Genomic DNA, 25,456 nt, shown 5'->3' on the forward strand with positions numbered 1-25,456 from the left:
CAGACCGTGAGCAACAACCTCCTGGCCCCGGCCGACAATCGCGCCCCGCGCACCGTCGACGAGACCGGCCTGCCGTTCCTGTTCCTGGCCGAACTGATCTCGAAAGTGCTGTTCCAGCGCGGCCAATTGCGCCTGGCCGAACTGGCCAGCCACCTGAAACTCAATGTCAGCGTCATCGATCCACTGCTGGCATTCCTGCGCGCCGAGAAGCTGTGCGAGATCGCGCGGGTGGGAAGCAGCGGCACCGACGCCGATCTGTCGTACATCCTGACCGACGCCGGCCGCGCGCGCGCCGCCAATGCGGTCGCCCGCAACGCCTATGCCGGTCCGGCGCCGGTGACCCTGGCGGCCTATACCGCCCAGGTGCAGGCCCAGAGCGTGGCGGCGATGCAAGTGACGCGCGCCGCCATGGCCGCCGCTTTCGAAGGCGTGGTGGTCAATCCGCTGGTCCTCGACCAGTTGGGCGCGGCGATGAATTCGGGGCGCGCGATCTTCTTGCACGGCCTGGCCGGCAGCGGCAAGACCTACCTGGCCGAGCGCCTGCGCGACCTGCTGGTCGGCACGATCGCGGTGCCGCACGCCCTGATGGTGGACGGCGAGGTGATTCCCTTCTTCGACGCCGTGCAGCACGTGGCGGCCGACGAAGGCGTGGCCCCGGGGCTGGGACTGGATCGCGGCAGCGCGCCGGACGCGCGCTGGGTGCGCGGCGTGCGCCGTCCGGCGGCGCTGGCCGGCGGCGAGCTGACCCTGGACATGCTCGACCTGCGCTTCGACCCGCATACCCGCCTGTACCAGGCCCCGCCGCACCTGAAGTCGAACAACGGCATCTTCATCATCGACGACCTGGGGCGCCAGCGCTGCACCCCGGAAGCCCTGATGAACCGCTGGATCGTGCCGATGGACCGCAGCGTCGATTACCTGACCCTGCACACCGGCCACAGCTTCCAGATTCCGTTCGACGTGATCGTCGTGTTCTCGTCGAACTTCGTGCCGCAGCGCCTGTCGGACGGCGCATTCCTGCGCCGCCTGGGCTACAAGATCGAGGTGCCGGCGGCGTCGCTCGATGAATACGCGACGCTGTTTCGCCAGGCCTGCGCCGGCGCCGGTGTGACGTTCGACGTCGCGGCGTTCGACTACCTGCTGGCGCGCCACGGCGAGCGCAAGGTGCCGCTGCTGGCCTGCTATCCACGCGACCTGGTACGCCAGCTGCGCGACCTGGCGCGCTACGAAGAGCGCGCCCCCGAATTGAACCGCCAGACCATCGACTGGGCCTGGGACAACTATTTCGCCGCCGGCGCCGCCGGCCGCCCCTTGGAGCTTGAGCGCCGCGAACGCGGCGCCGTGGAGTACAACAATGCGTAAATCTGTGACAAGTTCGCGAGCCTTCCTGATCATCGGCGTGGCCCTGGTCCTGGCGCTGGGCGCGGTCGTGATGGCCGCCAAATGGATGGGCGAGCAAGGCCCGTCCGGCACCCGCGTCGTGGTGGCGGTCGCCAACATCAACCAGGGCTCGCGCCTGGCGCCCACCAGCCTGCAACTGGCCGACTGGCCGGCGACTTCGGTGCCGCCGGGCGCGATCCTTGATCCCAAGGCCCTCGAAGGCCGCATCGCGCGCGCCGAGATCCTGGTCGGCGAGCCGGTGACCGAATCGAAACTGGCGCCGAAGGGCACCCTGGGCGGCCTGTCGGCCGTGGTCAGCGCCGGCAAGCGCGCCATGACGGTGCGCGTCAACGACGTGGTCGGCGTGGCCGGCTTCGCGCTGCCCGGCAACTACGTCGACATCCTGGTCAACCTGCAGGCCACCGGCAGCGACCTGGCTGCCTCGCCGTCGATTTCGAAGATCGTGCTGGAACGGATCCTGGTGCTGGCCGTGGCCCAGGAATCGACGGTCGACGACAGCAAGCCGCGCGTGGTGAACGCCGTGACGCTCGAACTGACCCCGGAAGAGGTCGAAAAGCTCGATCTGGCGCGTTCGATCGGCGAACTGTCGCTGGTGCTGCGCAACCAGGTCGACCCGCAGCCGGCGGCCACCACTGGCGCCACCCGCGAGTCGGTGCTGGGCCTGCCCGAGCGCAGCCCGGCGCCGGCGCCCGCGGTCGCCCACGAACCTGCCTATGAACCGGCGCCGCGTGCGGCAGCCCCGGTGCGCCAGAGCGCCCCGCGCGGCGACGGCGTGCTCGTGATCCGCGGCCTGGACGCCGCTTCGCAAAGCTTTTGATTGAAGACCCCATCATGAATCCATCGTTCAATAAAACCCTGCTGGTTTCGAGCCTGACCCTGGCGCTGGCGGTGCAGGCCGGCCTGGCATCCGCCGCCGACTGCATCGACCTGCGCAGCGACGCCGCTCCGCGCCTGGAGCTGGTGCGCGGCAAATCGGTCATCAAGCGCTTCTGCACGCCGGCCAGCCAGGTCACCGTGGGCGACCCGCAAGTGGCCAACGTGGTGGTCCCGAATTCGGGCGAGGTGGTGATCGTGGCGCGCAGCGTCGGCACCACGAACCTGATCGTGTCGGGCCGCGACAAGAAGTCGACCGTGATCGACATCGCCGTCGGCGTCGACACCTCGGCCCTGCGCAGCCAGTTCGACACCCTGTTCCCGCAAGAGAAGGACGTGCGCATCGGCAGCAGCGGCAACGCCCTGATCCTGTCCGGCATGGTGAGCGACGCCGCCGTGGCCAGCCAGCTGGTGGAGCTGGCGACGGCCTTCCAGGCGATCGGATCGTCCGGCGCCGACTCCAACAGCGGTGCGGGCAGCCCGTCGCCGGCCGGCGTCGGCGCCCCCGCGGCCGCAAGCGCCGGCGGCGCGGCGCCGTCGGCTGGCGCCAAGGTGCTCAATATGCTGTCGATCGCCGCCCCGCAGCAGGTGATGCTCGAAGTGAAGATCGCCGAAGTGTCGAAGTCGCTGGTCGACCAGCTGGGCGCCAAGGCGGGCTACACCAAGACCAACGGCAGCTGGACCTATGGCGTGGTTTCGAGCCTGCTGAGCGGCGGCGCCGGCTCGATCGGCGGCGTCGGCGCCGGCATCAAGGAACTGACGATCGACGGCGAGAAGCGCGACGGCCTGGTCAAGATCCTGGCCGAGCCGAACGTGATGGCCGTCAGCGGCCAGGAGGCGAGCTTCCTCGCCGGCGGCAAGATCTTCATTCCGGTCGCCCAGTCGTCCGGCGGCGGCACGCCCACCATCACGCTCGAAGAGAAGGAATATGGCGTGGCCGTGAAGTTCACCCCGACCGTGCTGGCCGGTGGCCGCATCAACCTGCGCGTGGCGCCCGAAGTGTCGGAACTGAACCGCGAAGGCATCGGCATCTCGACTGGCGGCAGCGGCAACGCGAGCGCGATCCTGCCGTCGTTCACCACCCGCCGCGCCTCGACCACGGTGCAGCTGCTGGACGGCCAGAGCTTCGCCATCGGTGGCCTGATCCGCAACAACGTGACCAGCAACATCAAGCGCTTCCCCTTCCTGGGTGAAGTGCCGGTGCTGGGCACGCTGTTTCGCAGCAGCGACTTCCAGAACGACCGCACCGAGCTGGTGTTCATCGTGACGCCGCGCCTGGCCAAGCCGATGGAAGCCGTGCCGGCGCTGCCGACCGACCACTACGTGCAGCCGAGCCGCACCGAGTTCCTGCTCGGCGGCCAGCATGAAGGCAAGCGCGCCACTTCCACTTCGAAGGAATGATCATGAAAACCATCCTGTGCGCCAGCCTGCTGGCCTCCCTGGGCATCCTGGCCGGCTGCGCCACCGAGGGTCCTGCCACCAATGGCGACAGCGTGCGCGCCATGATCGCGAGCCAGACGATGCCGCCGCGGCCGCGTGTGGAGCGGGGCAGTGACGCCCGCGCCGCCGTCGCCGCCTATGCCAATTACCAGAACTCCTACGTGACGCCGACCTCGCAGGGCGACGCCAGCGCGTTCGGCAAATAAGAGACCAGAGAGCCACCATGAAGATCGCAGTCCTTTCGCGCGACGAGCGCCACCTGATCGAGCTGTCGCGCCAGTTGCGCGCCCGGCCGGGCAGCGACGAAGTCGACATGATCGCCGGCACCGCCGCGCGCCTGTCGACCATGGCCGACGAGGCCGTGCCCGACCTCCTGATCGTCGATGCGCCGCGCGCCGACGAAGGCGAGCTCGACCAGCTGGAGCGCCTGGGCCACCTGTTCCCGCGCATGGCCTTCATCGTGCTGTCCGAAGACCAGTCGCAGGACTTCCTGCTGCGCGCGATGCGCGCCGGCGTGCGCGAGGTGCTGGCGGCCCGTCCGCAGCCCGCCGACCTGATCGCGGCGGTCGACCACGTCGCCGAAAAGCTGGGCAGCCAGGGCGCGGCCCAGGGCCGGGTGCTGGCCTTCATCTCGTGCAAGGGCGGCAGCGGCGCGACTTTCCTGGCCACCAACCTGGCCTATGCCCTGAGCGCCGGCGGCGCCAAGCGCGTGGCGCTGATCGACATGAACCTGCAGTTCGGCGACGCCTCGCTGTTCGTCTCGGACAGCAAGCCGCTGGCCACGCTGTCCGACGTCGCGACGCAGATCCACCGCCTGGACCCGTCCTTCCTGTCCTCGAGCATGGTGAGTGTGACGCCGAACTTCAGCGTGCTGGCCGCGCCGTCCGATCCGGCCCACGCCAGCGACGTCAAGCCCGAGCACATCGACGCCATCATCAAGCTGGCGCGCCGCCAGTACGACTTCATCGTGCTCGACGTCGGCCGCAGCCTGGACCCGGTCAGCATCCGCGCGCTGGACCATGCCGACACCATCTACCCGGTGCTGCAGACCACCTTGCCCTATATCCGCGACGGCAAGCGCCTGTTGACGGTGTTTCGCAACCTGGAATACGGCAGCGACAAGGTGGAGCTGATCGTCAACCGCCACGACAACAACAGCGACATCCGCCTGAAGGACCTCGAAGAGGCGTTCGACACCACGCAGCTGCGCACGATGCCGAACCACTACGACGCCGCCGCAAAGTCGGTCAACCAGGGCGTGCCGGTCACGCGCCTGGCGCCGGACAGCCAGCTGAGCCTGGCCTTGATGACCATGGCGCGCGGCCTGACCGGCGAAGCCGCGCCGGTGCAGAGCGCGGGCCTGATGGCGCGCCTGTTCAAACGGCGCAAGACCGACGTCTGAGATAGAGAAAGACCGACATGAACCCGATGCCCCCAGCCTCCCTGCGTGAACGCCTGGCCAGCATGAACGGCGGCGCCGCCACGAGCATTGGCGCCGGCGCCATCGCGCGTCCGGTCGCCCAGCGCGGCGGCCCGATCGACAACCGCGCCTACCACCAGCTCAAGGCCCGCATCCACGAGGCGCTGCTCGACCGCGTCGACCTGGAAAGCATGCAGCGCCTGAACCAGGACCAGATCCGCCAGGAGCTGCGCCTGCTGGTCGAGCGCCTGCTCGAAGAAGAGATGGTCGTCATCAACGACGCCGAGCGCAAGACGCTGACCCGCGACATCCAGAACGAGATGCTGGGCTTCGGTCCGCTGGAGCCGCTGCTGGCCGATCCGAGCGTGTCGGATATCCTGGTCAATACCCACAAGCAGGTCTACGTCGAGCGCCGCGGCAAGCTGGAACTGACCGACGTCACCTTCACCGACGACGCCCACCTGATGAAGATCATTGACAAGATCGTCTCGCGCGTGGGCCGCCGCATCGACGAATCGAGCCCGATGGTCGACGCTAGATTGCCGGACGGCTCGCGCGTGAACGCGATCATCCCGCCGCTGGCGATCGACGGTCCGGTGATGTCGATCCGCCGCTTTTCCGCCGATCCGCTGCGCCTGGCCGACCTGGTCTCCTACGGCAGCATGACGGCCGACATGGCCGAGGTGCTGCAGGGCCTCGGCAAGGCCAAGGTCAACATCCTGATCTCGGGCGGCACCGGCAGCGGCAAGACCACTATGCTCAACGTGATCTCGGGCTTCATCAGCCATAGCGAGCGCGTGGTGACGGTGGAAGACGCGGCCGAGCTGCAGCTGCAGCAGCCGCACGTGGTGCGCCTGGAGACCCGTCCCGCCAATATCGAGGGCAAGGGCGAAGTGAGCCAGCGCGCGCTGGTCAAAAACGCGCTGCGGATGCGCCCCGACCGCATCATCCTGGGCGAGGTGCGCGGCGAAGAGGCGATGGACATGCTGGGCGCCATGAACACCGGCCACGAGGGCTCGATGGCGACCATCCACGCCAACACACCGCGCGACGCCCTGACTCGCCTTGAAAACATGATCAGCATGGCGGCGCCGAACCTGCCGCCGAAAGCGATGCGCCAGCAGATCGCGTCCGCGGTCGGCGTGGTGGTGCAAGTCTCGCGCCTGACCGACGGCAAGCGCAAGGTGCTGTCGATTTCGGAAGTGACCGGCATGGAAGGAGAGGTGATCACGATGCAGGAGATCTTTACCTTCCGCCAGACCGGCGTGGCCGACGACGGCGCCGTGATCGGACAGTCGAGCGCCACCGGCGTGCGCCCGCATTTCGCCGAGCGCCTGCGCACCTTCGGCGTGAACCTGGCGCCGCACATCTTCGAGCCGCGCTTCTAAGCCCGCTGAGCGAAAAACCGACATGGACACCACCTTCATCCTGTTCATCCTGATGCTGTTCGCGGCCGTCATGCTGCTGGTCTGGGGCGTGTACGCCGCCTGGCAAGCCAGCCGCGACCCCGAGGCCGAGCGCGTCGCGCGGCGCCTGCGCAGCGTCATCAAGAGCGATACCCGCCAGGAAGACGTCACCATCACCAAGGATCGCCGGCTGTCCGACAATCCCGAGCTCGAGCCGCTGCTGCGCCGCCTGCCGTTGGCGCGCCGCCTCGACCGCATGCTGGTGCAGGCCGGCAGCGGCCAGCTGGTGGCCTCGCTGCTGGCCGTGTGCGCCGCCTGCTTCGGCGCCGGCCTGGTGGCCGCGCTGGCGCTGCGCCTGCCGCTGCCCGCGGTGCTGGGCTGCGCTGTCGGAGCGGCCGGCCTGCCGCTGCTGCGCCTGGTGCGCGCACGCGACCAGCGCATGGTGCGCTTCGAGCGCCAGTTGCCCGAGGCGCTGGACATGATGGGCCGCGCGATGCGCGCCGGCCATGCCTTCCCGACCGCGCTCAAGCTGGTGGCCGACGAAGTGGCGGCGCCGCTGGGCGAGGAATTCAAGACGGCTTTCGACGAAGTGAACTTCGGCGTCTCGATGGCCGATGCGCTGAACAACCTGGCGCAGCGCGTGCCGAGCATGGACTTGCAGTACTTCGTGGTCGCGGTGCTGATCCAGCGCGAGAGCGGCGGCAACCTGACCGAACTGCTGGCCTCGATCTCGGGCATCGTGCGCGACCGCCAGAAGCTGGCCGGCCAGGTGCGCGTGCTGTCGGCGGAAGGCAGGATCTCGGCCTGGGTGCTGTGCCTGCTGCCGTTCGGCGCCGGAATCATGATGTACGCGGTCAATCCGGAGACGATGGGCGTGCTGGTGAACGATCCGGTGGGGCGCCAGCTGACTGGCGCGGCGCTGGGCATGATGGCTTTCGGGGTGCTGGCGATCCGCAAGATCGTGCGCATCCGCATGTAAGAACTTTCAGGATTCAACAAGATGACGATGCCTCAAATCGTGATGCTGGCGGCGATGTTCGTGCTGGTGTTCGGGATCGCCGTGGCGGCCATGCTGCTGCTGACGCGCGACCCCGTGAAGGCGCGCCTGGTGGCGCTCGACGAACGCGATACGCCCCGCACGAGCCGCGCCGACGGCTGGAGCGTGCGCCTGGCGCGCCTGGCCGAGCCGCTGGCGAAGCTGTCGGTGCCGGCCGAGGGCTGGGAAACCTCGCCGGTGCGCCTGCGCTTCATCAACGCCGGCTGGCGCGCGCCATCGGTGCCGGGCCTGTTCCACGCCGGGAAGACCGCGCTGACGATCGGCCTGCCGCTGATGGTGTACATCGCGCTGCCGCACCATAACGAACGCCCGCTGGTGCTGACCTTCCTGTACCTGGTCGGCTCGGCTGCCATCGGCTACTACGTGCCGGACATCGCGCTCAAGCGCCGGATTGCCAACCGCCAGCGCGAGATCTTCGAGAGCTTCCCCGACGCGCTGGACCTGATGACGGTGTGCGTCGAGGCGGGCCTGGCGATGGACGCGGCGCTGGCGCGGGTCGGCAACGAGATCGGCCTGAAAAGCCCGGTGCTGGCCGAGGAGCTGCAACTGGTGACGCTGGAACTGCGCGCCGGCAGCAGCAAGGAAAAGGCGCTGCGCAACCTGGCGCTGCGCACCGGCGTCGAGGACGTCGACGCGCTGGCCAAGATGCTGATCCAGGCCGAGCGCTTCGGCACCAGCATCGGCACCGCGCTGCGCGTGCAATCCGAACAGCTGCGCACGCGGCGCCGTCAGCTGGTCGAGGAAAAGGCGGCCAAGATCGCGACCAAGCTGCTGTTTCCGCTGATCTTCTGCATCTTCCCGGCGTTGCTGGTCGTGCTGCTGGGACCGGCGGTGTTGCAGATCATGCGGTCGGTGATGACGGTGGCGACCTGATCGCAAGATAGATGATTTGTGAATGGCGATCATCATGGATCGCAATTTGATTTCTATCTCAGGGAGCGCATACTGGAGTCATACCAGATCACACACGAAAGAAAATCATGTCGACCCTGTCGCTCCGCCCAAGTTTCGTTGCTCAACTGTCCGCCTTCGCTGACACCCTCGCCAACTTCGTGCGCGCGAAAGCAGCTCCTGGCGCCGTCGCCCGCGGCGCCGATGCCGGCGACGTCTGGGCCCTGTACCGCATGACCCGCGGCGCCGATGCCGTCTCTCCGGCCGTCGCCCGCCGCCTGGAAGCGCACGCGCAAGCGAAGTAATCGCGCTGCGCCAGCTTGACGACGCCCCGCCTCGAGCGGGGCGTTCTGTTTATGGCGCTTCCGACGGTTCGTGGAACTCGTCCGCCCGCGAGAACAGGTCCCAGGCCGCGATGAACAGCGCCGCGATGACCGGCCCGATCACGAAACCGTTCAGGCCGAACAAGGCCATGCCGCCCAGCGTCGACAGCAGGATCACGTAGTCCGGCAGCTTGGTGTCCTTGCCGACCAGGATCGGGCGCAGGATGTTGTCGACCAGGCCGATCACCAGCACGCCATAGGCGGCCAGCACGACACCCTGCCAGATGTCGCCGGTCGCCAGGAAGTAGACGGCCACCGGCGCCCACACCAGGGCCGCGCCGACCGCCGGCAGCAGCGACAGGAAGGCCATCACCACGCCCCACAGCAGCGCGCCGCTGACATCCAGCGCCCAGAAGATCAGGCCACCCAGCGCCCCCTGGGCCATCGCCACCAGCACATTGCCCTTGACCGTGGCCCGGATCACCGTGGTGAAATTCTGGAACAGGCGGCCCTTGTATTCGCTTGACAAGGGCACCGCGCGCTGGATGCGCGCCGCCAGGATGCGGCCGTCGCGCAGCAGGAAGAACAGCAGGTACAGCATGATGGTCATGCTGACCACGAAGTCCAGCGTATTGCGGCCGATATTGAGGGCATAGTGCGCCGTGGCCTGGCTGATCTGGGCCGCGCCTTCGGTGATCTTTTCCTGCAGCGAAGCCAGGTTCGTCAGTTCGAAACGTTCGAGCAGCGAGATCGCCCAGTCCGGCAGCGCCCGGATCACGAGGTTGAAGTAAGAGGCAAAATTTACCTGGCCGGCGCTGACGCGGGCGTAGATGGCGGTGACTTCATTGATCAGCGACGAGGTGATCAGGGCCAGCGGGAACAGCACCATCAGGACGATCACCAGCAGCGAAAGCAGGGCGGCGGCGGTTGGCCGCCCTTTGGTCGCGCGCAGCAGGCGCGATTGCAGCGGTGCGAACAGGATGGCGAACACCACGCCCCAGAACACGGCCCCGGAATAGGGCAGCAGCACCCAGAAGAATGCGATCGTCACGATCGCCAGTAACAGGAGGAAGGAGTTCTGCGGCAGCGTGTATTGCTTCATCGGCGGGGTGGAAGTGGTTGATGTTTCCTGATGATAAACCATGCCATCCCCTATATGACCGCCTTTTGCGTGGCGCGGTACGCCAGCTAACTGTCAAGTCCCGCCTGTTCATAAACCCGCTTAACGAATAATTCCGGCCGTTTTTGCTGCCATTCTTTGAGCGCGAGGATGGGCGTCTTTGCATCGAGTGCACGCTGCGGAATGTGGTGGTTGTATAGCTTCAAATAGTTCATCAATGTGGTCTGCAAATCGGCACGGCTGTCGAAGCGGGTCTGCTGCAGCAATTCATTGATGCGACCGTTGAAACGCTCGACCATGCCGTTCGTCTGCGGGTGCCGCGGCGGCGCCAGACGGTGCTCGGCAGGCAGTGCGGCACAAGCCACGTCGAAGGCGTGCTGGCCGCTTGGCTTTTTGTCTTTGGTGGCGAAACGGTCGGTAAATTGCGAGCCGTTGTCGGTCAGGATCTTGCTGATCTTGATGGGCGAGGCCAGCTTCAAGCGGCGCAGGAAATCGACGCTGCTCTTGTCGGTCATGTCGCCGTAGATGTGCATGAAGACCCAGCGGGTAGCGCGGTCGATGGCGACGAACAGGTAGCGGCGCGAGGTCTCGTCCGGCATCTGCGGCAGGTACTTGATGTCGATATGAATAAAGCCTGGTTCGTAGTCTTTGAAGGTCTTCTTGGGAGCGATCGTTTCGCCCTCGGCCTTCGGGATCACGTCTTCAAGACGCGACATGCCTTCGCGCTTGAGCAGGCGTGCAATGCCTGATCGAGAAACGTCGGGATTGATGTACTGCCGCGTGATGAACAGCAGATCATCGAGGGGCAAGTAGAGCGACTGGCGCAGCGCGAGCACGATGGCTTCCTGCGCTGCGCTCAAGGTCGTATGCAGCGTGTGGGCACGGTGCGAGCGGTCCTGCACGTCGTCCCGCTTGAGCCATTTCCGGGCGGTCGGGCGGCTGATGTTGAAAACCTTCGCGGCCTGTCGGTCGGATAGGCCCGAATCCTTGATCTCCTGTCGGATTTTCGGGGTGGTACGGGCTTGCGGGTGAATGCGTGAACTCATGCTGCCAACTCCTCCTGGTGCGATTGAATGCCGGGACTGCTGAATCCAGCAATCAAGTCGTCGAGCATAGCCTTTGCACGGAACAAAGGCCAGCTACGACGAGGAAAATGATCGCACGGAACTAAACAGCTAACATATGTTTCGACTTTTGGTGAAGTGTCGCTTGTTGACCACGAAGTCATTTCAATCGTGCGCATTGTTTAAATGACATTTTGCGATAATAAATGTCGCCGCGTCAAGACGTAGTCTGGCGGGCCTTGAATAACATTTTTTATCGGAGAGCTCCATGTCCCGCACCGCGTCGCGCACCACCCTGTCCACCGTTCACACCACACTCGTCTCGGCCCTGAAGGGCGCCATCCTGCTGGGCGCGGCAAGCGCCGGCATGGCACAGGCCCAGCAGTCGCCAGCCCTCGACCGCATGAGCATCTCGGCCGGCGCCTTCTACGCCGAGCCGAAGATCCACCTGGGCGGCGACACCGACTACGGCCGCATCGACACGCCCGACGAAAAAATCGACGACGTCACGCTGCCGCGCGTGAAGGCCGAGATGCTGATCGGCGACAGCCATGGCCTGTCGTTCGACTACTTCCGCTTCGACGAAGACTGGGCCGGCAGCGCCAGCGGCGACACCGTCTACGAGGGCCGTCCGGTCAGCGGCACCATCACCGCCGACGCCGACCTGCGCCTCGAAATGGCCCGCTTTGCCTATAAATGGTGGATGGGCAAGGAACGGAATGCCTTCGGCGTCGGCCTGGGCGCGGCCTACCTGCGCGCCTAGATCTCGGGTTCGGCCGAGGCCAACCTGAGCGCCTCGAATCCGGTCGAGAACTACGCGTTCAGCGGTTCGGCCTCGGGCAGCGACAGCGTCTGGGCGCCGACCGTCGAGCTGGCATGGCGCCATCAGTTGAATGAGCAATGGCGCTTCTACGTCGACGCGTCCGGCATCAAGAAGAACGGCGGCACGGTCGAGGGCCATATCTGGAACGGCGCCGTCGGCGTCGAATGGTTCCCGCACAAGAACGTCGGCCTGGTGCTCGACTACAACGTGCAGAAGATCGACCTGCACCGCAACGGCGACCGCACCGCCGACCTCGACCTGAAACTGAAGGGACCGTCGGCCTTCGTCAAGGTCCGCTTCTGACCCACCGGACACACGCGATACGATCGAAAAGACACGCTCAATTGCTTCCGGTCATAATACATAGTGCGAAAGCACTAATGTAGCAGAGCGAGGAGAACGATTGAGCGCGGAGCATCTGATCGGCTGTCATGACTGCGGTTGCCTGTACCACCGGGAGCCGCTGAACTCGTGCGAGCGCGCGCGCTGCACGCGCTGCCGCCACGAACTCTACCGCTGGCATGCCGGCGGGCCGTTGCGCCGCGCCGACTCGCTGGTGGCGCTGACCCTGGGCGCCGTGCTGGTCTACCTGCTGGCCCAGAGCTTTCCGATCGTCACCCTCGAACTGGGCGGCATGGCGACCGGCGCCACCCTGCTGCGGGCGGTGGCCGTGCTGTGGGACGCGGGGATGCAGGTGGTCGCGGCCATGGTGCTGTTGTGCGCCATCGTGTTCCCGGGGCTGGAACTGGGCGCGCTGCTGTACGTCGCCATCGGCCTGCGGCGCGGCCGGCGCGTTCCCGGCTTCGATCTCGTGCTGCGGGTGGTCCAGGGCGCGCGCTATTGGGCCATGACCGAGGTGCTGATGATCGGCATCCTGATCACGGTCATCAAGATGACCAGCCTGGCGCGGGTCGTGCCGCATCCGGGGCTGTTCGCCTTCGGCGTACTGACCATCCTGTGCGCGCTCGTGATGCGCTACGAACCCAAGGCGCTGTGGGAGCTGGCCGACCGCCTGGCGCCGCGCCCGCGGCAGGAAGCCGGGGCCTACTCCGTCGCCCACGCGCCGGACAGCCTCGTATCCTGCCGCGCCTGCGGCCTGGTCAACGGCCACCCCTGGCAGCGCTCGAAGGACGGTGTTTGCCACTGCCGCCGCTGCGGCGCCGCGCTGCACCGCCGGATCCCGAACAGCATCGGCTGGACCTGGGTGATGCTGGCCGCGGCCACGCTGCTCTACATTCCCGCCAACCTGCTGCCCGTGATGTACTCGCGCATGATCGGCGGCGGCGCCGAGGGCGACACCATCATGAGCGGCGTGCTGCTGTTCTGGAACACCGGCTCGCCCGGCCTGGCCATCATCATCTTCATCGCCAGCATCGTCGTGCCGGTGTCGAAGCTGGTGGCGCTGGCCTGGCTCAACGCCACCGCCCAGCTGCGCTCGCGCGCCGCGCCGCTGGCGCGCACCCGCGCCTACCGGGCGGTGGAATTCGTCGGCCGCTGGTCGATGCTCGACATCTTCGTGGTCGCGCTGACCGTGGCCCTGGTGCGCTTCGATGCGCTGGTCACGATCACCGCCGGCCCCGGCGCGATCGCTTTCGGCTGCGTGGTGATCCTGACCATGGTCGCCTCGCACCAGTTCGACCCGCGCCTGATCTGGGACCCTATTGAATCGAATGGAGAACGACATGTCTGAACCGGACGGCGCCCGACCGCCGCAGGGGCCTACCTCGCCCGACGTCGACCGCCCGAGCCGCTGGCTGCCGTCGCTGATCTGGCTGATCCCGCTGCTGGCGGCCATCATCGGCGCCTGGCAGGTGGTCGAATGGGTGACCAACAAGGGGCCGACCGTCTACGTGTATTTCGCCACCGGCGAAGGCCTGGAGGCCAACACCACCCGGGTCAAGTACAAGGACGTCGACATCGGCCGGGTGGTGTCGGTGACGCTGGCCGAGGACGGCAACCGGGTGGTGGCCAAGATCGAGATGGCCAAGGAGGCCGGCCGCTTCACCGCCAAGGATTCGCGCTTCTGGGTGGTGCGCCCCCAGATCGGCGCCAGCGGCGTGTCGGGACTCGGCACCTTGCTGTCCGGCCCCTATATCGGCGCCGCGCCCGGCACGTCCGAGGATTCCAGCAATGCCTTCACCGGCCTGGAGACGGCGCCGCCGATCCCGATCGGCCTGAAGGGCCGTGAATACCTGCTGCACGCCGACAGCCTGGGCTCGGTGGCGCCCGGCTCGCCAGTCTACTTCCGGCGCGTGCGCGTCGGCCAGGTGGCCAAGGTCGAACTGGACAAGGCCGGCCAGGGCATCGACATGTCGGTGTTCGTCGAGGAGCCGTATATCGGCTTCGTTGGCATGGACACCCGCTGGTACCACGCAAGCGGCGTCGACCTGCGCCTGGACGCGAGCGGCCTGAAGCTCAATACCCAATCGCTGGCGGCGCTGGCCACCGGCGGCATCGCCTTCGAGTCCACCGACGGCAGGAAGCCGGCCGCGCCCGCGCCGGCGGGCAGCCGCTACCGCCTGGCCGAGGACCGCGCCGCGGCCTTGCGCCCGCCGGACGGCCCGGCCACCAGCGCGGTGCTGTACTTCGACCAGACGCTGCGCGGCCTGGCGCCCGGCGCGCCGGTGGACTTTCGCGGCGTGGCGCTGGGCGAGGTGCGCACCGTCGGCATCGAATGGGATCGCGAGCGCCGCCGCTTCAATATGCCGGTGACGATCGATATGTACCCGGGCCGCCTGGGCCAGGACTTCATGAACGCCCTGAACCAGGGCCGCGAGGGCAAGGACATGATGGGCATGATGGTGGGCCGCGGCCTGCGCGCGCAGCTGCGCAACGGGAACATCCTCACCGGCCAGCTGTACGTGGCGCTCGACTTCTTCCCCAACGCGGCCAAGGCCACGATCGGCCAGCAGGGCGAGCTGGTGGTGCTGCCGACCGTGCCGGGCCAGCTCGACGAGCTGCAAAGCCAGGTGGCGCGCATCGCCAACAAGCTGGACAAGGTGCCGTTCGACGAGATCGGCGCCAACCTGAACCGCACGCTGGCGCAGGCGAATACGACCCTGTCGCGCCTCGAAGGCGAGGTGCTGCCGGAGATGACGGGCACGCTCAGCGCCGCTAAAGCTACCTTTGCGCGCGCCGAGAACCTGCTGGCGCAGGACTCGCCGCTGCAGTCCGACTTGCGCCAGGCGCTGCAGGAAGTGACGGACACGATGGCCAAGCTCAATGCACTGGCCGACTACCTCGAACGCAATCCGCAGTCGATCATCCGCGGCAAACCCCAGGAGAAGAATTGATGATGCCGTATACCAGCCCATGGCGCCTGATTGCGACCGCTTCGTTCACGGCCGCGCTGGCCGCCTGCAGCAGCACGCCGGTCGACCGCTTCTATACCCTGGGCGGCGGTTCGGCGACGGTCACGCCGCCGGCGGCCGGCGCCGCGCCGTTGTATTTCGAGATGCGGCCGGTGACGGTGCCGGCCCAGCTGCGCCGGCCGCAAATGGTGGTCAGCACCGGCGAAGGCACGATCGACCTCGAGGAACACCACCGCTGGGCCGGGCCGCTGGCCGAGGAGATCGGCAACAGCCTGTCGCTCAATATCGCGGCCCGGCTGGGAGGAGTCGACGTCTATCGCAGCGCGGCGCCGGACGACAGCGCGGTGTACCGGATCGGCGCCGACGTCCAGCGCTTCGAATCGCGTCCGGGCGCCTATGCCCTGGTCGACGCCGTGTGGAGCGTGCGCCGGCTGGATGGCAGCGCGGTGCAGACCTGCCGCAGCGTGTTCCAGGAGCCGGTGGGGACAGGTCACGACGCGCTGGTGGCCGGCCACCGCGCGGCGTTGGACAAGCTGGCCGCGGCGATCGCGGCCAATGTGCGCGGCCAGGCGGAAGGACGGGCGCCGGGCTGCTGATCTGCAGTCATGCCGGATGCATGATTTGCGCCCGGATGGCGCCGAATCATGGACAGGGCGTATATGGGCACGTAGACTGCGCCTAGTTTCCACTAGGCAAGCTCTTCAGATTGCATGCATCGTCGTCGGCACACCGAGTCTCGTATCACCTTCCGTATCCAGGGTCGTCTGCGCCGGCGCGCCCTGCAGGCGGCGCTCCTCGCCAGCCTTGCGGCTTGCCAGACGGCGCCGCCTTCCGGGCCGCTGAATGCGCCGCCCGGGACGCCGGATGCCGGGGCCGGGCTGGCGCCGTTTTCCACGGATGGCTGCAGCCGTTTTCCCGACCGTAGTCCGGGAGGAGGAGCCGACTGGTGCGGGTGCTGCGTGGCGCACGACCTGGCCTATTGGCGCGGCGGCAGCGCCGGCAAACGCCTGGAAGCCGACCGCGCACTGCGGTCCTGCGTGAGCGCGGCGTCGCACAGCCCGCTGCTGTCCCGGATCATGTATGCGGGCGTGCGCCTCGCGGGCGGCCCCTATCTGCCGACGTCGTTCCGCTGGGGTTACGGCTGGCCGTATGGCCGCGCCTACCAGCCGCTGGACGAGCGCGAGGAAGCGCAGGTCACGCCCTTGCGCGACGCCTATCTGGCCCGGAACCGGACGCTGACGTGCAGCCGGGACGCCCACTGAATTCATTTCACCACCACCAGGACGATCATCCATGCACCTCACTTACAAGTTCGCCTGCCTTGCTGCCCTGGTCGCGCTTGGCGGTTGCGCATCGCAATCGGCGTCGCGGATGGGGCAGGCGGCCACCGCGCCGCTGGCCGACCTGAACATCTCGAAAGCGGATATTCCGGCCGTACTGGTCACGGCAAAGGAAAACCCCTATCTGATGCCGGCGGCCCGCAACTGCGTTGCGCTGGCGCTGGAGATCAGGGCGCTCGACGAGGCGCTGGGCGCCGACCTCGATACCCCGGTGACGGAGGGCGATCCGTCGCTGATGGACCGAGCATCGGGCATCGCCCATGACCAGGCGGTCGGCGCGGTGCGCCGGACAGCCGAGGGCCTCGTGCCGTTCCGTGGCTGGGTGCGTAAGCTGAGCGGCGCCGAGCGCCATTCGAAGCACCTGACCGAGTGCGTCATGGCCGGCTCGGTACGGCGCGCTTTCCTGAAAGGCATCGCCGCGTCGCAGGCCTGCGCCTGGCGGGATGCCGCGCCGGCGAGCCTGTAGCGAGGAGCCGGCATGTCGACCTCTTGCGTCTTTCCCGTCCTGCGCCAGTCGGTGGCCGGAGCGCTGCTGATGGTGACGATCCAGGTAGCCGCCGGACCGCTCGACCTGGACGATCCCAATCAAGCGATGTCCATGGCGGAACTGGTCTGTCTCGACAGCCATCCTGGCGCCGAGCGCACGCCCGTGGGCAGCCGATCGATCGGACACCCCGAGTTCAACGAATGGATGACCGCCTTGAAAGCGCATGTCGGCAGTTGCTTCAGCGCGCGGCGCTGGGTCACGCCGCCCATGTGTAAGGTTTTGCTGGACAAGACGATGTCCGAAATGACCGACGAAGAGATCACGGACTTCCAGAAGAGGTTCCGCGCCGAGCTGGGCGCTATGACGGAAATGCGGGCCTGCTGGGACAGGCAGCAGGCTGCTTCCGGCGCCCAGCGGGAAAATTGACGCTGTTTCTTGCCGGTTAACCGTACAGCCCGGCAGCCGACGTACGACCGGCCGCCGGACCGTTCAGGGAATCAGGCGTGCGGTGCGCAGGCGTGCGAACAGGTCGTGGAACGAATCGTCGGTGGCCTGGTAAGCCGTAAAGCCGAGGCGCCGGCTGTTGGCCATATCGGTCATCACCTCCAGCGGCCGGCCCAGGTCGAGGTCGGTATGCCAGGGCGAGGCCAGGCGATCCAGGTCGGCCTCGACCAGGCCGTGGCGCGCGGCGATCTCGCGCCACACGGCGTGGTCGTTCGCCATCGCGGCCTCCAAAGGCTGGATGGCGCCGTTGAAGCCGGCCGCTTCCACGCCGAAGAAGGCGGCCAGTTTGGGCCACAGCCAGCTCCAGCGGAACACGTCGCCGTTGACGATATTGAAGGCTTCGTTGCGCGCGGCGTCGGTATCCGCCGCCCACACCAGCTGTTTGGCCAGCATGCGCGCATCGGTGACGTCCGACAGGCCATTCCACTGCGCGCTTGACCCCGGAAACTGGAAGGGGCGCCCGGTCTCCTTGCAGATGGTCGCGTACACGGCCAGGGTGGTGCCCAGGTTCATCGCATTGCCGACCGCCAGGCCGATCACCGTGTGCGGACGGTGCACGCTCCAGGTGAAGCGGTCGCGTTCGGCCGCGGCATAGACTTCGTCTTCCTGCGCATAATAGAAATTCTCGAGCGGCAGGCGCGGCTGGCTCTCGCGCAACGGGGTGTCGGGCAGGGTGCCCGAGCTGGCATAGGCTTCGAACGGCCCCAGGTAGTGTTTGAGGCCGGTGACCAGCGCCACGTGGCGCACGCTCTTTTTTGGCGCCAGCGCATCGAGCAGGTTGCGCACCAGGCCGGCATTGACGCGGATGTTCTCGGCTTCGGTGTCCTGGCGCATCCAGGTGGTGATGAAGACGTGGGTCGGCGCGACGTCGGCCAGCGCGGCGCCCAGCGCTGCCGGGTCGAGCAGGTCGGCCGCCACGTGGCGTACGGCGGGCAGGTCTTGCGGCGCGCGGCGCGACAGGCCGAACACGTCCCAGCCCGCGGCCAGCAGTTCGCGTGCCACGTGGTTGCCGCCGATGCCGGTGACGCCGACGACCAGTGCGGTTCGTTTCATGTGTTGACTCCCGATGTGACAATTGGCCCTCATTCTACCGGCTGGCGGAAATCGACGTTGCAGGCTCAATGCAAACGGGGCGCCGCATCGCTGCGGCGCCCCGTCGGGGTCAGCGCTTCAGGACATCAGAAGCGGTAACGCAGGGTCAGCGAGGTGTTGCGCGGCGCACCGTAGGTGAGCTGGTTGAAGGCCGAGAACATCGCGAAGTGGGTCTCGTCGGTCGCGTTGCTGACGTTGAGCTGGGCCGACAGCTGCTTGGTGAAGTCGTAGCGCGCCATCAGGTTGACCAGGGCGAACGAATCCTGCTCGATGCGGCCGTCGATGCCAGGGGCCACGGTGCCGTCGATCGTGTAGGTGCTGCCTTCCCAGTTGACGCCGCCACCGATGGTGAGCTTGCTCCACGCGCCCGGCAGGCGGTAGGAAGCGAAGGCGCGCAGGGTTTTGCGCGGGTAGATCGAGTTGAAGTCGATGCCGGTCGCATCCTTGGCGCGGAAGATCGCGTAGCCGATGCTGGCGTTCAGGCCAGAGACGATCTCGCCCGAGACGTCCAGTTCGATGCCCTTGCTGGTGGCGCCGTCCGCAGCGCGGTAATAGGTCTCTTCCAGCAGTGGGCCGGTGGGGCCGTCACGATCGATACGGCCGGCGGCCTGGCCCAGCTTGTCCTGCTTCAGGTGGAACACGGCCAGCGAAGCGTTCACGCGGCGGTCGAAGAACTCGCCCTTGATGCCGGCCTCGCTCGCCTTGCCCTCGATCGGGTCGAGCAGGTTGTTGGACAGGTCGCGCAGGTTCTGCGGCTGGAAGATGCTGGTGTGGCTGGCGTACAGCGAATAGGTGTCGTTCAGGTCGAACACCAGGCCGGCGTACGGCGTGATCTCGTTCGAGTGCTTGATCTCGTACGAGGCTTCCCACGCGCCGCCGCCTGACTTCTCGTACTTGGTCACGCGCGCGCCGACGATGGCCTTGAGGCGGTCGGTAAGCGAGAAGCGCGCCATGCCGTACAGGCCTTGCTGGGTCGTTTCGCTGTCTTGATAACGGGCTTGTGCGCCCCAGGTCGGGACCGGGTAGGCAGCCGGATTCCAGGTGTTGAAGTTGTCGACCGGCGGCGCCACGCCTTCGGGCAGGCCAGGGAACTGCGCCAGGCGGTTGTTCGAATAGAAGTCGGTCTTGGCATGCAGGTAGCCGATGGCTGCCTGGTGCTCGCGGCCGAAGGCCGAGAACGGGCCGCTGGCGTGGATGCCGAAGTCCTTCTGCTTGGTCTGGATGACGTAGGAGCCGGCGAAGGTGCCGATGCCGGCGCCGGTCACGCGATCCGGCACGCCCGACAGGTACAGCAGGCGCGAATCGCCGTCGCGGGTGGCGTCGGTATAGGTGAAGCGCAGGTTCCAGCCGTTGTCGAAGCGGTGCTCGTAGTCGGCGAAGAAGTTGTCGTACTGGTTGTCGTAGCCGGCCCATGGGGTGCCGGTGGTCAGGGAGCGGTCTTCAGGGATGACCGAGCCATCGGTGTAGCGGTACGGCAGGCCGCCCCACATCGGGCCACGTGGGCTCATCTTCTGGCGGCTGAAGCCGGCCGAGAAGGTGCCGTCGCGGCCGATGTCGGCTTCGATCGTGCCGTAGAAGGTGCGGTCCTTGTTCTCCAGGTGCTGGACCCAGCTTTCGCCTTCGCCGTATTCGCCGACGAAGCGGCCGCGTACGCTGCCCGATTCGTTCAGCGGGGTCGAGACGTCGGCCATGATGTGGCGCTGGTCCCAGCGGCCGACGGTGGCTTCGATACGGCCGGCCAGCTTCTTGCTGAAGGCGCGCTTGCGCACCAGGTTCAGCGCGGCCGATGGCGTGCCGGCGCCGGTCATCAGGCCGGTCGCGCCGCGCACCACTTCGACGCGGTCGTACAGGGCCAGGCTGCCCAGCACCTCGCCGGCGCTCCAGGCGGCGTCCCAGGTGGTCGGGATGTTGTCGATCTGCAAGTTGGTGACTTCGAAGCCGCGCGCCGTGAAGCTGCCGCGGTGGGTCTCGTACTGGTTGACCGAGACGCCGGTGACGTTGTTGACGACGTCGGTGATGGTGAGCAGGCCCTGGTCTTCGATACGCTGCTGGGTGATGACCGAGACCGATTGCGGGGTGTCGCGCAGCGACATGTCGAGCGGGGTCGCGGTGCGGGTGCGGCCGATGGTGTACGAGCCGACGTCGTCGGCCAGTTTCTGGGCCTGCACCTGCACCTGGGGCATCGAGGTGGTGCCGGCGGCGGTGTTGCTCTCGGTGGACTGCGCTTGAGCGATGAACGGGAGCGCGAGGCCCACACAGACCGTCAGGGTCTTCAATTTACGGCTTCCGTTGGCGCTGACCTGCTTTTCCATCTTTTTTCCTGTTTTTAACGATGAGTGGGTGGCTGACCAGCGCTCGAGGAGCACATGTCTACCTATGACGAATAAATGCGACTACGAATGATAACGATTCTCATCTATTTATGTCAATGTATGGCGATTGCATTGTTTAGTTATCGGAAGAATTGTGCAGTTGCGTGGATAGTATTGGCAGCGATCGGGGCTGTATCTGGATGAGCGAAGGGGCTAAGCTGGCGTCACTTCAGAAACCGAAAGGACATCAAATGGACAAACCAGAATTCTTCGTCACCCCGGGCTACGGCGAGATGTTCTACAAGAAGCTGGGCTATTCTCAGGCCGTGAAGGTAGGGAACCGCGTCGAGATATCGGGCCAGGGCGGCTGGACCGACGAGCTGCAGTTCCCGGACCGGCTCGAGGACGAGATCGAACTGGCCTTCAAGAACGTCGAGCGCGTGCTGGCGGCGGCCGGCGCCAGCTGGGAGCACGTGATCCACGTGAATTCCTACCACGTGGGCGGCTTTCCTCCCGAGACCAACGAGACGATGGCAAGGCTGTTCCGCAAGTACATGCCAAACCGGGCGCCGATCTGGACCGAGCTGGGTGTGGCCGAGCTCGGCGCCCCAGGCATGCGGATCGAGATCCGGGTGACCGCGATCATCGAGTGATCGTCATGGCGCCAGGGCGCGTTAGTCGCGGAAGGTGTCGATCAGCCAGTCGACGAACACCGTCAGCCGCGCGTTCTGGTGGCGGTTCGGCGGGTACAGGATGTGGAAGGGCATGGCGGGACGGTTCCAGTCCTGCAGGATCGGCACCAGCTCGCCGGCGTCGATCGCAGGCTGCACCATCCGCGTGAAATGCTGGCCGATGCCCATGCCGGCTCGCAGCAATGCCAGCAGGCCATTGCCATCATTGGTGGCCAATTCGCTGGCCTCGATGTCCAGGCGTTCACCGCCGCGTTCGAAGACCAGCGGATTCGGCTTTGTAGTGGCTGCAAAGAAGTAACCAAGGCGCACGTGCTGATCGAGGTCGGCCGGTGTGCGTGGCGTCCCCGCCCGTGCCAGATAGGCGGGCGACGCATAGGTGCCGTAGTGCAGGTCGAGCAGCTTGCGGCCGACCATCGACCTCTCTTGCAGTTCGCCGGCGCGGATCACGCAGTCGACGCCTTCGCCGACGATATTCGCGGGGCGGTCGCTGACGCCGAGCGCCAGGGTGATGTCCGGGTATTCGTGGTGGAAGGCGGGTAGTGCGGGAATCAGGAGCGAAGTCGAGAACGAGGCCGGGGCGTCGATCCGGAGATGGCCGTGCGGCTTGCGCTTCTGACCGCGCATGGCGTGGTCCATCGCGTCCAGCTCGACGAGCAGGCGGCTGGCTTGCTGGTAATACTCGACGCCTTCGGCGGTCGCGGCGACCGTGCGCGTGGTGCGGTGGAGCAGTTTGTTGCCGAGGTGCGTTTCGAGGTCGCCGACCAGCTTGCTGACCGTGGAGCGAGGCAGGCCCAGCTGGTCGGAGGCGCGGCTGAAGGAGCCGGTGTCGATCACGCGGACGAAGGCGCGCATGGCCAGGAGCTGGTTCATGGGTGGCGATGGATTTTAGGGATGTCCATGGGGGGATTATCCACGAAGCTGGATAGTGTCAGGAATCTCCGTAGCATGCACGGAAAGGTGCGTCCGCGATTGCATGAGTTTTCTCAAGAGCACCTTCTCGCATGTCGCGTGTAATTCCCGATGTTTCCCGCGCTCCATGTAGACATCGGAAGTTCTCCGCGGTCATGGGCGCTGCACGGAGGGCTCATGCCGAAACCTGGGAATGCCGCGCTTGCCTCACTCATTCGCTTCACACAAGATACCCGCCTGCTCGCGCTGCACACGCCGGCCGGTCCCGAACTGCTGGCCGAATGCGCGCGCGGAGAGGAAGCGATCAGCGCCGGATTCCGTTTCAGAATCGATGCGCTGTCGACTGATTCCCATTTGTCCTTGCGTAGCCTGCTCGGTCAGCCGGTGCTGTTGCAGTTGCTCACCGCTGAATCGCGCGACAGCCATCGCGCCTTTCATGGGCACGTAACGGCGGCCGAGCTGGCCGGATCGGATGGCGGCTTTGCACGATACCTGTTGACCGTTGAGCCATGGACCGCCTTCATGGCGCTTGGGCGCGACAGCAGGGTCTTCCAGGATATGGACGTCATCGAGATTCTCGAAACCATATTCAGGCGATACCAGGGCAAGGCAAGACTGGATCCTGCGTGGAGGATCGAGGTAGCCGATCGGGCTGTTTACCCGAGACGGAGCCTGACCACCCAGTATCAGGAGAGCGACCTGGCGTTCGTCGAGCGCCTTCTGCACGAGGAGGGGCTGTTCCACTACTTCGAGCACGAAGGCAATCCAGGCAGCCCGTCGCGCGGGAAGCATACGATGGTCATCGCCGACCACAATGGGACATTCCGGCGCAACAGGCGGGCGCGCGTGGAATTTACCCAGCCTGGCGCGGTCATGAAGGCCGACAGCATCGATCGCTGGCGCACCGAAGCGAGAATGCTTGCCAATGCGATCGACCTGGATACCTGGGATTATCGCGCTGCCCAAACCCGGCCGGTGAACGCCGATGAATGGAATGCGGATGGGCCGCCGCTTCGCAGTCGCGATATGCCGGGGATGTATGCGTATCCGAGCCGCGTCCAGGGCAATCGCCTTGCCGAGATCCAGCTGCAGGCCCTGCAGGCGCGCCGTGTCGTGCATGTTTGCGCCGGGACAGTGCGCACCCTGATGCCGGGAACGACATTCACCTTGCGCGGTCATGCGCTATTCGATCGCGAGAGGGATGATGAGGCGCGTACCTTTCTTGCAACTCGTGTTGTACACCTGATGCACAATAATCTGCCGGCGGAACTCCTTGGCGAGGTCACCGACCTGCTCGGCCCCGGTCCTACCGCGCGTACATTACTCGCCGACCGCGAGCTGCAAGCCGTGGGCGCCCGTAAGGTCGAGCGGCCCCTGTATCGCAATTGCGCCGAAGCGATCCTGTCCAGCATTCCGTATCGGAAAAGTAGCAAGGATGACTCCGGCCAGTCGCTACATCCACGACCAACGGTCCAGGGGCAGCAGACGGCGATCGTGGTCGGCCCGCCGGGATCGTTGGTGCATACGGATCGGGACCATCGCATCAAGGTTCAGTTTCACTGGCAGCGTGGGACGGTCAGCCATAGCCGCCTGGAACACCCTTCTCCCGAAGGGCATACGGGAGCGCCTGGGAACGACTTGGCAGGCACCTGGGTAAGGGTGGTGGCTCCGGTAGCTGGGGCCAACTGGGGCGCCAGCTTCATTCCCAGGGTGGGGCAAGAGGTATTGGTCGATTTCCTGGATGGGGATATCGACCGGCCGGTGGCCATTGCGAGCCTGTACAACGGCCGTGGCCAGACGGATGCGCAGCATAACCAGGTGCATTGCGGAGCCGGACCTGCGACCGGCAACGCGCCGCCGTGGTTCGCCGGCGAGGAAGGTGGACATGCCCATCCAGCGGTGTTGTCTGGGTTCAAGTCGCAGGCGATGGGCGCCAGCCAGCTTGGTACGGATGCCTATAGCCAGCTCGTATTCGACGACAGTCCGGGCCAGTCCGGTCTCGGCCTGCAGCGGCACCAGCGTGCGCATGATGGCATGGCCGAGCTCAATCTCGGCTATTTGCGGCACCGGGCCGACAACCAGCGACTGGCAACGGTTGGCGCCGGCGCCGAGCTCAAGACCGCGCATGCCGCCGCACTCAGGGCAGGAGACGGCCTGCTGCTCGCCGCCGGTATCCAGGACGGCGCACGCCAGCAATTGGGTTCGGCCGCGAGCGGGCAGATCGAGCAGTGTTGCCAGTTGCAGGACGATTTGGCCGAGCGTGCCCGCGGCCATCAGGCGGTGCTTTCCGGTGAACCGTCGCGAGATGCCTTGCCGGCGCTGGCGGCGATGCGCCAGACCGCCAAGGCGCTGGCTGGCACGGCGGCGGGGAGATCCGGTTCCGATGGCGGCGACGCGTGCCGCGCGACGGCCTATGGTGAAGCCCTCTTGCAGGTCTGGAGTCCGGCGGGCATTGTCGCGGTCTCGCCAGCGAATGTCATTCTGGCGGCGGAGCAGACGGGATCGCTGACAGCGGGAGGAGACGTCGGCGTCGTCGCGCAGGGGAATATGTCGGTCATGGCGGTCGCCGGCATCAGCCTCTTCAGCTACGGCAAGGTGGACGACAAGGCGCGCCCGCTTCAGGAAACGGGAATGAAGTTTCACGCGGCTAGTGGTCGCCTGAGTTTGCAGAGTCAATCCGCGGCGAGCCGGTTCGTTGCCGATAAGTCGATCTCGGTCGCCAGTATTGCCAAGTCGGTGACGGTGCGCGCACCGAAGAAGCACGTGTTGTTGACAGCCCAGGGCGCCTGCATCCGCCTGGAGGGAGGAAATATCGAAGTGCATGCCCCCGGCAAGGTCGAGTTCAAGGCCGGCAAGAAGGAGTTGGGCGGCCCCCAGAAAGCAACCTCCGAGGTGAAGCTGCCGCAGCCTGGGGAGCTGAAACTGTGTGAGATGCGTGCGGCGGGCGCCGCTTCGGCAGGGGACGGCATCGTGCCGGTCTCTTGATTTGAA

At 66.4% G+C, this 25,456-nt stretch carries 24 protein-coding genes; 19 read left to right on the forward strand and 5 right to left on the reverse strand.

What is annotated here, in order from left to right; translation table 11 throughout:
* The first annotated feature begins 6 nt into the window (after positions 1 to 6).
* The 9 genes from HMPREF9710_RS23200 to HMPREF9710_RS23240 all read left to right on the forward strand — a co-directional run bounded on the left by HMPREF9710_RS23200 (position 7) and on the right by HMPREF9710_RS23240 (position 8,793).
* A complete protein-coding gene (locus tag HMPREF9710_RS23200; RefSeq protein WP_174348365.1) occupies positions 7 to 1,362 on the forward strand; it encodes a DUF8689 domain-containing protein in 1,356 nt (451 codons plus the stop codon).
* 4 nt (positions 1,363 to 1,366) lie between these two features.
* A complete protein-coding gene (gene cpaB / locus HMPREF9710_RS23205; protein ID WP_040778059.1) occupies positions 1,367 to 2,218 on the forward strand; it encodes a Flp pilus assembly protein CpaB in 852 nt (283 codons plus the stop codon).
* A 14-nt stretch (positions 2,219 to 2,232) separates the two neighbouring features.
* A complete protein-coding gene (locus tag HMPREF9710_RS23210) occupies positions 2,233 to 3,675 on the forward strand; it encodes a type II and III secretion system protein family protein (RefSeq protein WP_005670503.1) in 1,443 nt (480 codons plus the stop codon).
* Positions 3,676 to 3,677: 2 nt separating this feature from the next.
* Positions 3,678 to 3,920, forward strand: coding sequence for a hypothetical protein (locus HMPREF9710_RS23215; protein WP_005670505.1), 243 nt, complete (start codon positions 3,678 to 3,680; stop codon positions 3,918 to 3,920).
* 17 nt (positions 3,921 to 3,937) lie between these two features.
* Positions 3,938 to 5,116 carry a CpaE/TadZ family protein gene (locus HMPREF9710_RS23220; protein ID WP_005670508.1) on the forward strand — a complete coding sequence of 393 codons (1,179 nt, stop codon included), beginning with the start codon at positions 3,938 to 3,940 and terminating at the stop codon, positions 5,114 to 5,116.
* Between the two features lie 17 nt (positions 5,117 to 5,133).
* Positions 5,134 to 6,522, forward strand: coding sequence for a TadA family conjugal transfer-associated ATPase (locus HMPREF9710_RS23225; RefSeq protein WP_005670511.1), 1,389 nt, complete (start codon positions 5,134 to 5,136; stop codon positions 6,520 to 6,522).
* Positions 6,523 to 6,544: 22 nt separating this feature from the next.
* Positions 6,545 to 7,519 (forward strand): type II secretion system F family protein, encoded by a 975-nt coding sequence (locus HMPREF9710_RS23230; protein WP_005670512.1) that lies wholly within the window; start codon positions 6,545 to 6,547, stop codon positions 7,517 to 7,519.
* A 21-nt stretch (positions 7,520 to 7,540) separates the two neighbouring features.
* Positions 7,541 to 8,470 carry a type II secretion system F family protein gene (locus HMPREF9710_RS23235; RefSeq protein ID WP_005670514.1) on the forward strand — a complete coding sequence of 310 codons (930 nt, stop codon included), beginning with the start codon at positions 7,541 to 7,543 and terminating at the stop codon, positions 8,468 to 8,470.
* A 107-nt stretch (positions 8,471 to 8,577) separates the two neighbouring features.
* Positions 8,578 to 8,793, forward strand: a complete 216-nt coding sequence (locus HMPREF9710_RS23240; protein WP_005670516.1) for a hypothetical protein — start codon at positions 8,578 to 8,580, stop codon at positions 8,791 to 8,793.
* Between the two features lie 49 nt (positions 8,794 to 8,842).
* Here HMPREF9710_RS23240 and HMPREF9710_RS23245 read toward each other — a convergent pair whose 3' ends face one another.
* On the reverse strand, positions 8,843 to 9,913 hold the full coding sequence (locus HMPREF9710_RS23245; protein WP_005670517.1) for an AI-2E family transporter: 1,071 nt from the start codon (positions 9,911 to 9,913) through the stop codon (positions 8,843 to 8,845).
* A gap of 86 nt (positions 9,914 to 9,999) precedes the next feature.
* Positions 10,000 to 10,977 (reverse strand): IS481 family transposase, encoded by a 978-nt coding sequence (locus HMPREF9710_RS23250; protein ID WP_005670519.1) that lies wholly within the window; start codon positions 10,975 to 10,977, stop codon positions 10,000 to 10,002.
* Positions 10,978 to 11,263: 286 nt separating this feature from the next.
* Here HMPREF9710_RS23250 and HMPREF9710_RS26760 point away from each other — a divergent pair, with 286 nt between their 5' ends.
* The 8 genes from HMPREF9710_RS26760 to HMPREF9710_RS23285 all read left to right on the forward strand — a co-directional run bounded on the left by HMPREF9710_RS26760 (position 11,264) and on the right by HMPREF9710_RS23285 (position 17,382).
* Entirely contained in the window at positions 11,264 to 11,758 is a 495-nt protein-coding gene (locus HMPREF9710_RS26760; protein ID WP_005670522.1) for a hypothetical protein, read from the forward strand.
* Positions 11,759 to 11,884: 126 nt separating this feature from the next.
* Entirely contained in the window at positions 11,885 to 12,121 is a 237-nt protein-coding gene (locus HMPREF9710_RS26765; RefSeq protein WP_005670524.1) for a hypothetical protein, read from the forward strand.
* A gap of 100 nt (positions 12,122 to 12,221) precedes the next feature.
* On the forward strand, positions 12,222 to 13,508 hold the full coding sequence (locus tag HMPREF9710_RS23260) for a paraquat-inducible protein A (RefSeq protein ID WP_005670526.1): 1,287 nt from the start codon (positions 12,222 to 12,224) through the stop codon (positions 13,506 to 13,508).
* Positions 13,501 to 15,111 carry a PqiB family protein gene (locus HMPREF9710_RS23265; RefSeq protein ID WP_005670527.1) on the forward strand — a complete coding sequence of 537 codons (1,611 nt, stop codon included), beginning with the start codon at positions 13,501 to 13,503 and terminating at the stop codon, positions 15,109 to 15,111. Before HMPREF9710_RS23260 ends, HMPREF9710_RS23265 begins: the two co-directional genes overlap by 8 nt.
* Positions 15,111 to 15,725 carry a PqiC family protein gene (locus HMPREF9710_RS23270; RefSeq protein ID WP_005670528.1) on the forward strand — a complete coding sequence of 205 codons (615 nt, stop codon included), beginning with the start codon at positions 15,111 to 15,113 and terminating at the stop codon, positions 15,723 to 15,725. The genes HMPREF9710_RS23265 and HMPREF9710_RS23270 overlap by 1 nt, the downstream gene beginning before the upstream one ends.
* Before the next feature lie 114 nt (positions 15,726 to 15,839).
* Positions 15,840 to 16,391: a hypothetical protein gene (locus HMPREF9710_RS28100; RefSeq protein ID WP_005670529.1), complete on the forward strand. Its 552-nt coding sequence runs from the start codon at positions 15,840 to 15,842 to the stop codon at positions 16,389 to 16,391.
* Positions 16,392 to 16,422: 31 nt separating this feature from the next.
* The gene (locus HMPREF9710_RS23280) at positions 16,423 to 16,935 is read left to right on the forward strand and encodes a hypothetical protein (RefSeq protein ID WP_005670530.1); all 513 of its coding nucleotides are present in this window, start codon (positions 16,423 to 16,425) and stop codon (positions 16,933 to 16,935) included.
* Between the two features lie 12 nt (positions 16,936 to 16,947).
* On the forward strand, positions 16,948 to 17,382 hold the full coding sequence (locus HMPREF9710_RS23285) for a hypothetical protein (RefSeq protein WP_005670532.1): 435 nt from the start codon (positions 16,948 to 16,950) through the stop codon (positions 17,380 to 17,382).
* A gap of 63 nt (positions 17,383 to 17,445) precedes the next feature.
* Here the strand turns inward: HMPREF9710_RS23285 and HMPREF9710_RS23290 are convergent, their stop codons facing one another.
* Together HMPREF9710_RS23290 and HMPREF9710_RS23295 are read right to left on the reverse strand one after the other, a co-directional pair.
* Entirely contained in the window at positions 17,446 to 18,513 is a 1,068-nt protein-coding gene (locus HMPREF9710_RS23290; protein WP_005670533.1) for an SDR family oxidoreductase, read from the reverse strand.
* 125 nt (positions 18,514 to 18,638) lie between these two features.
* Positions 18,639 to 20,864 carry a TonB-dependent siderophore receptor gene (locus HMPREF9710_RS23295; protein WP_005670534.1) on the reverse strand — a complete coding sequence of 742 codons (2,226 nt, stop codon included), beginning with the start codon at positions 20,862 to 20,864 and terminating at the stop codon, positions 18,639 to 18,641.
* Between the two features lie 251 nt (positions 20,865 to 21,115).
* Here HMPREF9710_RS23295 and HMPREF9710_RS23300 point away from each other — a divergent pair, with 251 nt between their 5' ends.
* Positions 21,116 to 21,517, forward strand: a complete 402-nt coding sequence (locus HMPREF9710_RS23300; protein WP_005670536.1) for a RidA family protein — start codon at positions 21,116 to 21,118, stop codon at positions 21,515 to 21,517.
* Between the two features lie 21 nt (positions 21,518 to 21,538).
* On the opposite strand, the gene HMPREF9710_RS23305 is transcribed toward HMPREF9710_RS23300, so the two are convergent.
* Positions 21,539 to 22,426 (reverse strand): LysR family transcriptional regulator, encoded by an 888-nt coding sequence (locus tag HMPREF9710_RS23305; protein WP_005670538.1) that lies wholly within the window; start codon positions 22,424 to 22,426, stop codon positions 21,539 to 21,541.
* 216 nt (positions 22,427 to 22,642) lie between these two features.
* Between HMPREF9710_RS23305 and HMPREF9710_RS23310 the strand changes: the two genes are divergently transcribed.
* Positions 22,643 to 25,450 carry a type VI secretion system Vgr family protein gene (locus HMPREF9710_RS23310; protein ID WP_005670540.1) on the forward strand — a complete coding sequence of 936 codons (2,808 nt, stop codon included), beginning with the start codon at positions 22,643 to 22,645 and terminating at the stop codon, positions 25,448 to 25,450.
* The last annotated feature ends 6 nt before the right edge of the window (positions 25,451 to 25,456 follow it).

The organism is Massilia timonae CCUG 45783, assembly GCF_000315425.1.
Lineage (GTDB): Bacteria > Pseudomonadota > Gammaproteobacteria > Burkholderiales > Burkholderiaceae_D > Telluria > Telluria timonae.

Bases quoted from the DNA above. Each gene is read 5' to 3' on its own strand.
- HMPREF9710_RS23210 (WP_005670503.1), top strand. From the start codon at position 2,233: ATGAATCCATCGTTCAATAAAACCCTGCTGGTTTCGAGCCTGACCCTG.
- HMPREF9710_RS23215 (WP_005670505.1), top strand. From the start codon at position 3,678: ATGAAAACCATCCTGTGCGCCAGCCTGCTGGCCTCCCTGGGCATCCTG.
- HMPREF9710_RS23220 (WP_005670508.1), top strand. From the start codon at position 3,938: ATGAAGATCGCAGTCCTTTCGCGCGACGAGCGCCACCTGATCGAGCTG.
- HMPREF9710_RS23225 (WP_005670511.1), top strand. From the start codon at position 5,134: ATGAACCCGATGCCCCCAGCCTCCCTGCGTGAACGCCTGGCCAGCATG.
- HMPREF9710_RS23230 (WP_005670512.1), top strand. From the start codon at position 6,545: ATGGACACCACCTTCATCCTGTTCATCCTGATGCTGTTCGCGGCCGTC.
- HMPREF9710_RS23235 (WP_005670514.1), top strand. From the start codon at position 7,541: ATGACGATGCCTCAAATCGTGATGCTGGCGGCGATGTTCGTGCTGGTG.
- HMPREF9710_RS23240 (WP_005670516.1), top strand. From the start codon at position 8,578: ATGTCGACCCTGTCGCTCCGCCCAAGTTTCGTTGCTCAACTGTCCGCC.
- HMPREF9710_RS23245 (WP_005670517.1), bottom strand. From the start codon at position 9,913: ATGAAGCAATACACGCTGCCGCAGAACTCCTTCCTCCTGTTACTGGCG.
- HMPREF9710_RS23250 (WP_005670519.1), bottom strand. From the start codon at position 10,977: ATGAGTTCACGCATTCACCCGCAAGCCCGTACCACCCCGAAAATCCGA.
- HMPREF9710_RS26760 (WP_005670522.1), top strand. From the start codon at position 11,264: ATGTCCCGCACCGCGTCGCGCACCACCCTGTCCACCGTTCACACCACA.
- HMPREF9710_RS23265 (WP_005670527.1), top strand. From the start codon at position 13,501: ATGTCTGAACCGGACGGCGCCCGACCGCCGCAGGGGCCTACCTCGCCC.
- HMPREF9710_RS23270 (WP_005670528.1), top strand. From the start codon at position 15,111: ATGATGCCGTATACCAGCCCATGGCGCCTGATTGCGACCGCTTCGTTC.
- HMPREF9710_RS28100 (WP_005670529.1), top strand. From the start codon at position 15,840: ATGCATCGTCGTCGGCACACCGAGTCTCGTATCACCTTCCGTATCCAG.
- HMPREF9710_RS23280 (WP_005670530.1), top strand. From the start codon at position 16,423: ATGCACCTCACTTACAAGTTCGCCTGCCTTGCTGCCCTGGTCGCGCTT.
- HMPREF9710_RS23285 (WP_005670532.1), top strand. From the start codon at position 16,948: ATGTCGACCTCTTGCGTCTTTCCCGTCCTGCGCCAGTCGGTGGCCGGA.
- HMPREF9710_RS23290 (WP_005670533.1), bottom strand. From the start codon at position 18,513: ATGAAACGAACCGCACTGGTCGTCGGCGTCACCGGCATCGGCGGCAAC.
- HMPREF9710_RS23295 (WP_005670534.1), bottom strand. From the start codon at position 20,864: ATGGAAAAGCAGGTCAGCGCCAACGGAAGCCGTAAATTGAAGACCCTG.
- HMPREF9710_RS23300 (WP_005670536.1), top strand. From the start codon at position 21,116: ATGGACAAACCAGAATTCTTCGTCACCCCGGGCTACGGCGAGATGTTC.
- HMPREF9710_RS23305 (WP_005670538.1), bottom strand. From the start codon at position 22,426: ATGAACCAGCTCCTGGCCATGCGCGCCTTCGTCCGCGTGATCGACACC.
- HMPREF9710_RS23310 (WP_005670540.1), top strand. From the start codon at position 22,643: ATGCCGAAACCTGGGAATGCCGCGCTTGCCTCACTCATTCGCTTCACA.